The organism is Paenibacillus sp. 01T422 (assembly GCF_056398785.1).
In genome coordinates, this window is record NZ_JBFTQB010000486.1 from 1 (window position 1) to 8238 (window position 8238).

Annotated in this window: 11 protein-coding genes and 1 other annotated feature; all 11 genes read left to right on the forward strand. The window is 46.9% G+C overall.

Annotation, left to right across the window (positions count from 1 at the left end; all coding sequences use genetic code 11):
• A partial coding sequence (gene mreD, locus AC1DUA_RS23820; protein WP_477502132.1) for a rod shape-determining protein MreD occupies positions 1–321 on the forward strand: 321 nt, incomplete at its 5' end.
• Between the two features lie 72 nt (positions 322–393).
• Positions 394–1053 (forward strand): septum site-determining protein MinC, encoded by a 660-nt coding sequence (minC, locus tag AC1DUA_RS23825; protein WP_477502133.1) that lies wholly within the window; start codon positions 394–396, stop codon positions 1051–1053.
• A gap of 41 nt (positions 1054–1094) precedes the next feature.
• Positions 1095–1889: a septum site-determining protein MinD gene (gene minD, locus AC1DUA_RS23830; RefSeq protein WP_477502134.1), complete on the forward strand. Its 795-nt coding sequence runs from the start codon at positions 1095–1097 to the stop codon at positions 1887–1889.
• Between the two features lie 7 nt (positions 1890–1896).
• Positions 1897–3045 carry an FtsW/RodA/SpoVE family cell cycle protein gene (locus tag AC1DUA_RS23835; RefSeq protein ID WP_477502135.1) on the forward strand — a complete coding sequence of 383 codons (1149 nt, stop codon included), beginning with the start codon at positions 1897–1899 and terminating at the stop codon, positions 3043–3045.
• Positions 3046–3221: 176 nt separating this feature from the next.
• Positions 3222–4121: a peptidoglycan DD-metalloendopeptidase family protein gene (locus tag AC1DUA_RS23840; protein ID WP_477502136.1), complete on the forward strand. Its 900-nt coding sequence runs from the start codon at positions 3222–3224 to the stop codon at positions 4119–4121.
• Positions 4114–5979: an Rne/Rng family ribonuclease gene (locus AC1DUA_RS23845; protein ID WP_477502137.1), complete on the forward strand. Its 1866-nt coding sequence runs from the start codon at positions 4114–4116 to the stop codon at positions 5977–5979. The genes AC1DUA_RS23840 and AC1DUA_RS23845 overlap by 8 nt, the downstream gene beginning before the upstream one ends.
• A gap of 53 nt (positions 5980–6032) precedes the next feature.
• Positions 6033–6122: a sequence feature (ribosomal protein L21 leader region), on the forward strand.
• A gap of 12 nt (positions 6123–6134) precedes the next feature.
• Positions 6135–6446, forward strand: a complete 312-nt coding sequence (gene rplU / locus AC1DUA_RS23850; RefSeq protein WP_127455312.1) for a 50S ribosomal protein L21 — start codon at positions 6135–6137, stop codon at positions 6444–6446.
• 11 nt (positions 6447–6457) lie between these two features.
• The gene (locus tag AC1DUA_RS23855; RefSeq protein WP_477502138.1) at positions 6458–6811 is read left to right on the forward strand and encodes a ribosomal-processing cysteine protease Prp; all 354 of its coding nucleotides are present in this window, start codon (positions 6458–6460) and stop codon (positions 6809–6811) included.
• Positions 6812–6815: 4 nt separating this feature from the next.
• Entirely contained in the window at positions 6816–7127 is a 312-nt protein-coding gene (gene rpmA, locus AC1DUA_RS23860) for a 50S ribosomal protein L27 (protein WP_145661470.1), read from the forward strand.
• Between the two features lie 189 nt (positions 7128–7316).
• Positions 7317–8072, forward strand: a complete 756-nt coding sequence (locus tag AC1DUA_RS23865; RefSeq protein ID WP_477502139.1) for a Spo0B domain-containing protein — start codon at positions 7317–7319, stop codon at positions 8070–8072.
• Positions 8073–8126: 54 nt separating this feature from the next.
• Positions 8127–8238, forward strand: a 112-nt coding sequence (locus AC1DUA_RS23870; protein WP_477502140.1) for a hypothetical protein, incomplete at its 3' end; no start/stop codon positions are given.

Genomic DNA, 8238 nt, shown 5'->3' on the forward strand with positions numbered 1-8238 from the left:
AACTATTACGGGGCGATGCTCGGCGTGTATTCCTTCGGGATGGGACTCACCGGGTATTTGGCGGGACTGGCGCAGCGCAGACAGCCTAACCTGATCTTTTATAATTTGCTCATTACAGGCGTCGGTCTGCTGTTATTTGAGTTTATCAATTATGGCATTAATCGCTTGTTTAAGCTCATTGACATTGAGTTGAAATTTGCTTTCACCCATTACATGCTCCCAAGTGTACTGTTTAATTTGCTTTTCGCCTTGATTTGCTACGTACCGATTCGCAAGCTGCTTGAAGGAAAGCGGATCGTACCTGCGAATACCGAAGATTAATTTTCMAGGCGGCTAGCAGGAGAATCCACGACAAGAGCCGAAATGTATAGGTTGGGAGGTCGTCATTCAATTATGTCTGTAGCTAAGCACCATGTGATGATAAAAGGGGTCAAAGATGGCCTTGTTTTTTTACTAAACGATGCATGCGATTGGCAAGATTTGCTGAAAGAGCTGCAGCATAAGCTGGAGAAAACCCATCAGCAAATACTGACCGGACCGATTATTCATGTGCACGTTAAATTAGGCAGCAGGGAAGCCACCGAGGAGCAGAAAGAAGAGATCAGATCTGTCATTAAGCAAAAAGGCAATCTGCTGATTCAATCGATCGAAAGTGAGCCCCGCAAGGAAGTTGTTATCGAGCCTGCTGCAAGAATGTCAACACTTAAAGGCATGATTCGTTCAGGGCAAACCCTCCACCATGAGGGGGATTTACTATATTTAGGCGATGTTAATCCAGGCGGAACAATTACCTCTACCGGGAACATTTATATTATGGGCTCGCTTCGCGGGATGGCGCATGCCGGGATTGACGGCGATGACAAAGCGATTATTGCCGCTTCTCATATGCGTCCGACCCAACTGCGGATCGCTGGAATTATTAGCCGTTCTCCGGATGAATGGGGAATTGAAGAGGCTTTTATGGAATTTGCTTATGTGAAAGATGGTAAAATGGAAATCGATAAGCTGCATCAGCTTCATCGGATTTGGCCTGATTCGAATTTGAAATTATAGACTATATACGTTATAGAAAATAGCGCGTGGGGTGAGAACATATGGGAGAGGCAATCGTTGTTACTTCGGGAAAAGGCGGCGTTGGCAAAACAACGACTTCAGCAAATCTTGGAACAGCATTGGCGCTTTTGGGAAAAAAAGTATGCATGGTTGACACCGATATTGGCCTGCGCAATTTGGATGTTGTTATGGGACTCGAGAATCGGATCATATATGACCTTGTGGACGTCGCGGAAGGACRCTGCCGTTTACCGCAAGCCTTAATCAAAGATAAGYGCTTCGATGAGTTGTATCTGTTGCCTGCTGCGCAGACAAAGGACAAGCATGCGGTGTCGCCGGAGCAAGTGAGAGATATCATTCTTGAGCTTAAAAAAGATTTCGAATTCGTCATCATTGACTGCCCGGCAGGCATTGAGCAAGGCTTCAAAAATGCGGTAGCGGGCGCTGACAAAGCAATCGTTGTAACTACCCCGGAGAACGCTGCTGTTCGTGATGCCGACCGTATTATCGGACTGCTGGAGAATGAGAAAATTTCTTCGCCGAAGCTCATCATTAACCGAATTCGTCCAATGATGATGAAAAAAGGCGAGATGCTGGATATTGACGAAATCTGCTCGGTGCTTGCAATTGATCTGCTCGGCATCGTGCCAGATGACGAGCATGTCATTAAGGCGGCTAATGCAGGCGAGCCGACCGTTATGAACCCATCGTCGCGCGCTGCGATTGCTTATCGTAACGTGGCTCGACGGATTCTGGGCGACACGGTGCCTCTCATGCAGCTCGAAGACAAGACTGGCTGGGTAAAACGTATGAAAAAGTTTATCGGAATAGGATGATCGTGCTGTGCTTGCAAAACTGAAAAACATTGATATTCCTATTGTTGTCATTTTGTTCGCCTTCATGGTTATCAGCACGATGACGGTCTACAGTGCGTCCGTAGATCATCCGTCCATTGTCATCTCGATATCCAAAATTATTATTCTCTATGCCGTCGGATTGCTTGCATTTTTAGCCTGCAGCCTTTTTGATTATCGGGTGCTTATTCGAATTGCCCCATTTTTGTACGGTGTAGGCATTGTCTCCTTGATTGCTGTCTATTTTTTCGGGAAAAAAATTCATGGCGCGCGTGGTTGGTTTGAACTTCCGGGAGGCTTAACCTTCCAGCCTGCGGAGCTTGTGAAGCTGATTCTGATCATTTGCGTGACCGCGATTCTGGCCAGACGCGGCGGCGAGCTCCTGCAAATCAAAAACGATCTCATCCCAGTAAGCGCGGCTGTTCTGCTGCCGTTTATTCTCGTTTTGATTCAGCCGGATTTGGGGAATGCGATTATTTTTGTTATTATCCTGCTCGGCATGCTTTGGATCGGCAATATCAAATACACGCATGTTCTAGTGAGCATCGTGATATTAGCTGGGTTAGGGTTCCTGCTCCTCACCCTGTATAAGTCGTTTCACTCAAGTTTGTTTGAGGTGCTCAAAGGGTACGGCTTCAGCCACTGGATGGACCGTATTGACACCTATCTATATCCGCAAGATGTAACAGATGATGACAGCTATCAAGTGAAAAATGCAATTAGAGCAATTGGATCAGGCGGTTTAGAAGGCGAAGGCTTTCTTAAGGGAACTTCTGTCCATAGTAACTTCATTCCTTTTGCTTATTCGGATTCCATCTTTGTTGTGGTGGGGGAAGAATTCGGCTTCAGGGGATCAGCAGTTTTGCTGCTCATCTATTTCTTGCTTATCTACCGCATGATTCTGATCTCCATTCAAAGTACTCAGCTTAGTGGAGCTTATATTGTGGTTGGTGTTGTCTCCATGTTCGTCTTTCAAATTTTTGAAAATGTTGGCATGATGATCGGCATAATGCCTTTAACGGGAATCACCCTTCCATTCGTTAGCTATGGGGGGACCTCGCTCTTGATCAACATGCTATCGCTTGGTCTGGTCATGAGCGTTAAGCTGCATCAAGAACGTGAACCGGAATTGTTTTGACAATGATACGCTCCTGGCCATCGGTCAGGGGCTTTTTTTCTGTCCGTTCGGAGGCGTTTCCCTGCGGATTATCACATAATCTTGTCCTTCTTCTCATAGGCTGTACTATGCGAGATTAGCTAGTACGACGATATGAAGATTGTTTTCCAGAAGGAAAACGTTTGGGAGGGGCTTCCATGGAAGTCAGAGATAAAGTGAAACAACGGCGAATAGAACGACTTCGCCATTTGCGTGAAGCATCCGAGAATGCGAACGTCAACGGGAGCCCGGCAAGAGCAACCAGAATGATGGAACATGCGCCTGTGCCGCCCAGGCAGCAGGAGGTGGAGCTGCCACTTTATGTGGATGCGGACTGGAAACGGCGTATGGAAGATCCTGAATACGCTTGGCAGCAGAAGATATTAATGGACAAGACGTTTAACGGCGGTGGGCCACCTGTTGATGGAGAGCGAGGGCTGTTTGCGCCTCCTTCGCCACGTAAAATAGCGGTCAAGCTGTTGGTTAGTTGTGTCCTCTTTGCCTCCCTGTACGGCATGTTTCAGATCAACCAGCCATGGGCGAATAAAGGCAAACAGTTCGTTGCCGCATCGTTAACGCAGTCTTATGATTTCAACGCGTTATCAGCTTGGTATACGAATCAATTTGGAGGTTCGCCTTCCTTTATCCCAAGTTTTAATCGCGTAGGGGACGAAGCCTTAAAGGTAAGTACTTCAAAGCGATCCCTGTATGCGCCTGTAAAAGGAAGTATCATTAAGCCCTTTGACGGGACCAATCAACTTGGCGTCACGCTTAATACAGCGGAGTATGCCCCTGTTTATGCGCTAGACACGGGACAAGTCGTTTTCTCAGGGGTTTCGGCTGAAACGGGTACAACGGTTATCATACATCACCCAGGAGGAATGCAGTCCCTATATGGGGGGTTAAGCGAGCTTAGTGTTGAAGTGGGAGATTGGATGAAGGTGGGTGAACCCATCGGCAAAGCCTCCAAGAAAGATCCGGCCAAAGGCACGCTTTATGTTGCGTTTACGAGAGACGGCCGCCCTGTCAATCCAACGGATGTGATCTCCTTTGATTAAATTGGCTGGAACGAGATATCGGTTTCACCCTTTATTCACGCTTGTTTTATTAGGCTCGGCCCTTACGGGCTATTTTCTTGAGGCTATTACCCTATTCGGAATCGTACTGGTTCATGAACTCGGTCACCTAGCGGCTGCCAATGGCTTCGGCTGGCGGGTGCGGGAGGTCCAGTTGCTTCCCTTCGGCGGTGTGCTTGTTGTTGATGAGCTAGGAAGTGTACCGACCTGGGAAGAGCTCGTAGTTGCTTTAGCCGGTCCGCTGCAGCATGTATGGCTGATTATGCTGGCGCTTCTTATGAAGTGGCTGGAGGTTGGGACAGCGGGCTGGTGGGATTATTTTATCGAGGCTAACATCATGATCTGCCTGTTCAATCTTCTTCCTGTCATGCCGCTGGATGGCGGTAAAGTGATGCAATCTTTATTAGGGTATTTACTGTCGTACCATAACACGATTTTATATTCGGTTTGGATATCCATGTTCTTAAGTCTTGGCATTATTATTATGGCTATTGTACAGCTGATTAGTGGGCAGCTTCCGCTGAATATATTAGTGATCGGTATCTTCCTGCTAGTGTCAAATTGGTATGCGTACCGGCAGCTGCCGTATCACTTTTTTCGCTTTCTGATTGGCCGCGAGAGCCGGGTCAGCCTGCTGCTGAGTCGCGGCACTTTGGCGCAGCCAATCGTCATCACGAGGCATCGGACAATGGCTCACTGCGCACCGGAGCTTACACAAGCGGCATTGCTGGAAGAAGGTCGTCTTGTTGAGTATGATTCGCAGTATCCGCTTGATTCCCAAAGAGCAGGCAGCATCTACATGGGTCGCATCGTCAACGTACTTCCCGGCATGCAGGCGGCATTTGTCGATATTGGACTTGCGAAAAATGCCTTTCTTTATATAGACGATCTCCTCCCTGTCCATTTGGACAAGCAACCTAAGATTAAACCTTCGATAACGGAGCTTGCTGAAGTAGGCCAGCTACTTATGGTACAAGTGTCCAAAGATCCGCAAGGCACCAAAGGTGCAAGAGTAACGACACATGTTTCTATTCCTGGACGCTGGATTGTGTACATGCCAGGTGCCGATTACATTGCAATCTCCCGCAAAATTGACCTAGAAGCCGAAAGACAGCGACTCAAGCAGCTGGCAGAAGGAAATCTGCTCCCTGGCGAAGGTGTTATCCTGCGTACGGGCTCGCTGGGTCAAAGCGAAGAAGCGATCCGTGACGATTTGCAAAATTTGCGGGAATTGTGGCAGATGATTCAATCCAAAGCACAGGGAGCAGAGGCTCCCGCGCAGCTTTATCAAGATCTTGATCTCTTGCCCCGATTAGCCCGAGATGTTATTACTTCAGAAGTGAACGAAGTTTGGCTCAATGATTCCAAAGTGTTCGAAGAGATGAGACAACTGCTTCGCAAGCAGCACCCGAGCTGGCGGGGGCGAATCGCCTACTACGACCGGAAGACTCCGCTGTTCGATCATTTTGGCGTAACGGAAGAGTTGAATGTAAGTTTTAGAAGGAAGATTTGGCTGCCAAGCGGTGGGTACTTGATCATTGATCAGACGGAAGCACTGACCGTTATTGATGTGAACACAGGCAGATATACCGGATCGATTAATTTGGAGCAGACAGTCACTGATATTAATCGTGAAGCAGCTAGTGAGATTCCAAGGCTTTTGCGCCTTCGGAATATTAGAGGCATTATTATCGTTGATTTTATTGATATGATTTCGGAAGTAAACCGCGCGGCGGTTATGGAGAACATTACGCAGGCTGTGCGCAAGGATCGTTCCAAAACGATAATCGTTGGTTGGACGAAGTTAGGCTTGCTGGAAATGACGCGAAAACGCAAATAAAACATTGCATACCAAAATGTTTCTGTGATATAATAATCGGAGTGTGTTGTTTAGGCATGCTGTAACCGCGCGAAACGGGTTGAAGTACGGTGTTGGATATTCATCCAGGCCGTCACCTGGACAAGGCGAGTCTGAGACATGAGGAGGTCATGAAAATGTACGCAATTATTGAAACTGGTGGTAAACAGTACAAAGTTCAAGAGGGCGATGTTCTTTACATCGAGAAATTGAACGCAGCTGAAGGTGAAGTTGTATCTTTTGATCGTGTGCTTATGGTATCCAAAGAGAGCGGTGTAGTTGTAGGTGCTCCATTGGTATCCGGTGCTGCAGTTTCCGCGAAAGTGGAGAAACACGGCAAAGGCGCGAAAGTTATCGTGTATAAGTACAAACCGAAAAAGAACTACCACAAAAAGCAAGGTCATCGTCAACCATACACAAGAGTTGTAGTTGAGAAAATCCAAGCGTAAGAGGCGAGCTTATGATCTACGTGACCATAAAGCGTCTAGTACCGGATTCACCTCAAATTGTATCCTTTGTAGTGGAAGGCCATGCTGAATTTGACGTACCAGGCAAAGACTTAGTCTGTGCTGCAGTATCGGCGGTTACGTTCGGTACATATAATTCGATTGAATCCTTAACGGGAGTCATTCCTATTCACGAGATGGAACGAGGCTTTATGGATATTACGATACCAGATAGCGCTCGGGCTATACCGGAGAAATGGAACCAGATCCAAGTGATTCTGGAATCGATGGTCGTCATGCTACAAACCATTGCAGACAATTACGGTGACTATATAACGATTGAAACAATCTATAACAAAGGAGGATAACATCATGTTGAAATTGGATCTCCAGTTTTTCGCTTCCAAGAAGGGTGTAGGTTCCACAAAGAACGGACGTGACTCCCACTCTAAGCGCCTTGGCGCTAAGCGTGCAGACGGTCAAACCGTTACTGCAGGAAGCATTCTCTATCGCCAACGCGGTACGAAAATTCACCCAGGAACGAACGTAGGTATTGGTTCGGATGATACACTTTTCGCTTTGGTACAAGGCGTTGTGAAATTCGAGCGTTTTGGCCGCGATCGCAAAAAAGTGAGTGTATACCCAGTTGATGTAGCTCCTGTGGCTGCAGCTCTAGAAGCGTAATGAGAATCCCTGGCGAGCGATAAGCCCGTCGGGGATTTTTTCCTAATATGAAGCAAACCTCTAAACACGGTCACTCATTGTGGGATGGCCAAGGGCAGAGGTTTTCTCATTTGTTTGGTGACGTTTGCAAGATGGCCATGCTATACTGGATAAACGGTTACAGAGCAGGGAGAACGGAGCGGACGAGGAATGAAACGAGTGAGCAGCGCACAGGTTTATTTATTGGCACTTGTGCTCATTGGATTAACGGGAATGTTATTTGTAGAACCCTGGATTGTCAGGGTGGCATTACTCCTAATCATCGTCATTTGCGGTTACACGGCTTTTAAATTGCAAGAAAGCAGCGTCCAAGAGAAACGGAAACAAGAGCTTCAGGAGCAAGAAGAGCTTGCTCAGAGAAATTTGATACAAGTCATTAACAGATTGCGTCATGATTGGATGAACGATACCCAGATTCTATTTGGTTATATTCAGTTGAAGAAGTTTGATAATTTACAGCCTTATATGGAAAAAATAAAAATGACAATGCAGCAGGAAAGTAATCTCTCCAAGCTGGGTATCCCCTCTTTAATTGCTTACTTGCTGTTGTTCCGAGTGCAGTCAAAGTCCTTGGAGCTCGAGGTTGCCTTAGACGAAGAGATCAATCTGGGACAGCTTCCATTGCGAAGCGGACTGATTGAAAGATTAGTAAGGCAAACAGTTGAATGCGTGCAAGCGCATGCGGCAACAGGTGACGATGAGAGTGGCAAACTAAGCTTGGAATTTGAGCTTCAAGAGGATGGCTTACTGCTTGATTTCGTATATCAAGGTCCCTATGATGAGGATCAGCTAGAAAACGCAATGAAGGAAATGTTGCGCTCCCATGCACATTCTTCTTCACTTGAGAATAGTGATTGGCAAGAGGAAGAAGCGGTTATTACAGTACGACTGCCGTTTCTTACATAATAGAGGGATTTTGGACTTTATAGACCAAAGTTTCATCTTAGTTGAGGTGTAGAAATGTTTGTAGATAAAGCGAAGGTTTTTGTAAAAGGCGGCGACGGCGGCGATGGTTTAGTTGCCTTCCGACGTGAGAAATATGTACCGGAAGGTGGCCCGGCCGGTGGTGACG

Coding starts and splice junctions, on each gene's coding strand:
- AC1DUA_RS23855 (WP_477502138.1), top strand. CDS start 6,458: ATGATCTACGTGACCATAAAGCGTCTAGTACCGGATTCACCTCAAATT.
- AC1DUA_RS23840 (WP_477502136.1), top strand. CDS start 3,222: ATGGAAGTCAGAGATAAAGTGAAACAACGGCGAATAGAACGACTTCGC.
- minC (WP_477502133.1), top strand. CDS start 394: ATGTCTGTAGCTAAGCACCATGTGATGATAAAAGGGGTCAAAGATGGC.
- rplU (WP_127455312.1), top strand. CDS start 6,135: ATGTACGCAATTATTGAAACTGGTGGTAAACAGTACAAAGTTCAAGAG.
- AC1DUA_RS23865 (WP_477502139.1), top strand. CDS start 7,317: ATGAAACGAGTGAGCAGCGCACAGGTTTATTTATTGGCACTTGTGCTC.
- rpmA (WP_145661470.1), top strand. CDS start 6,816: ATGTTGAAATTGGATCTCCAGTTTTTCGCTTCCAAGAAGGGTGTAGGT.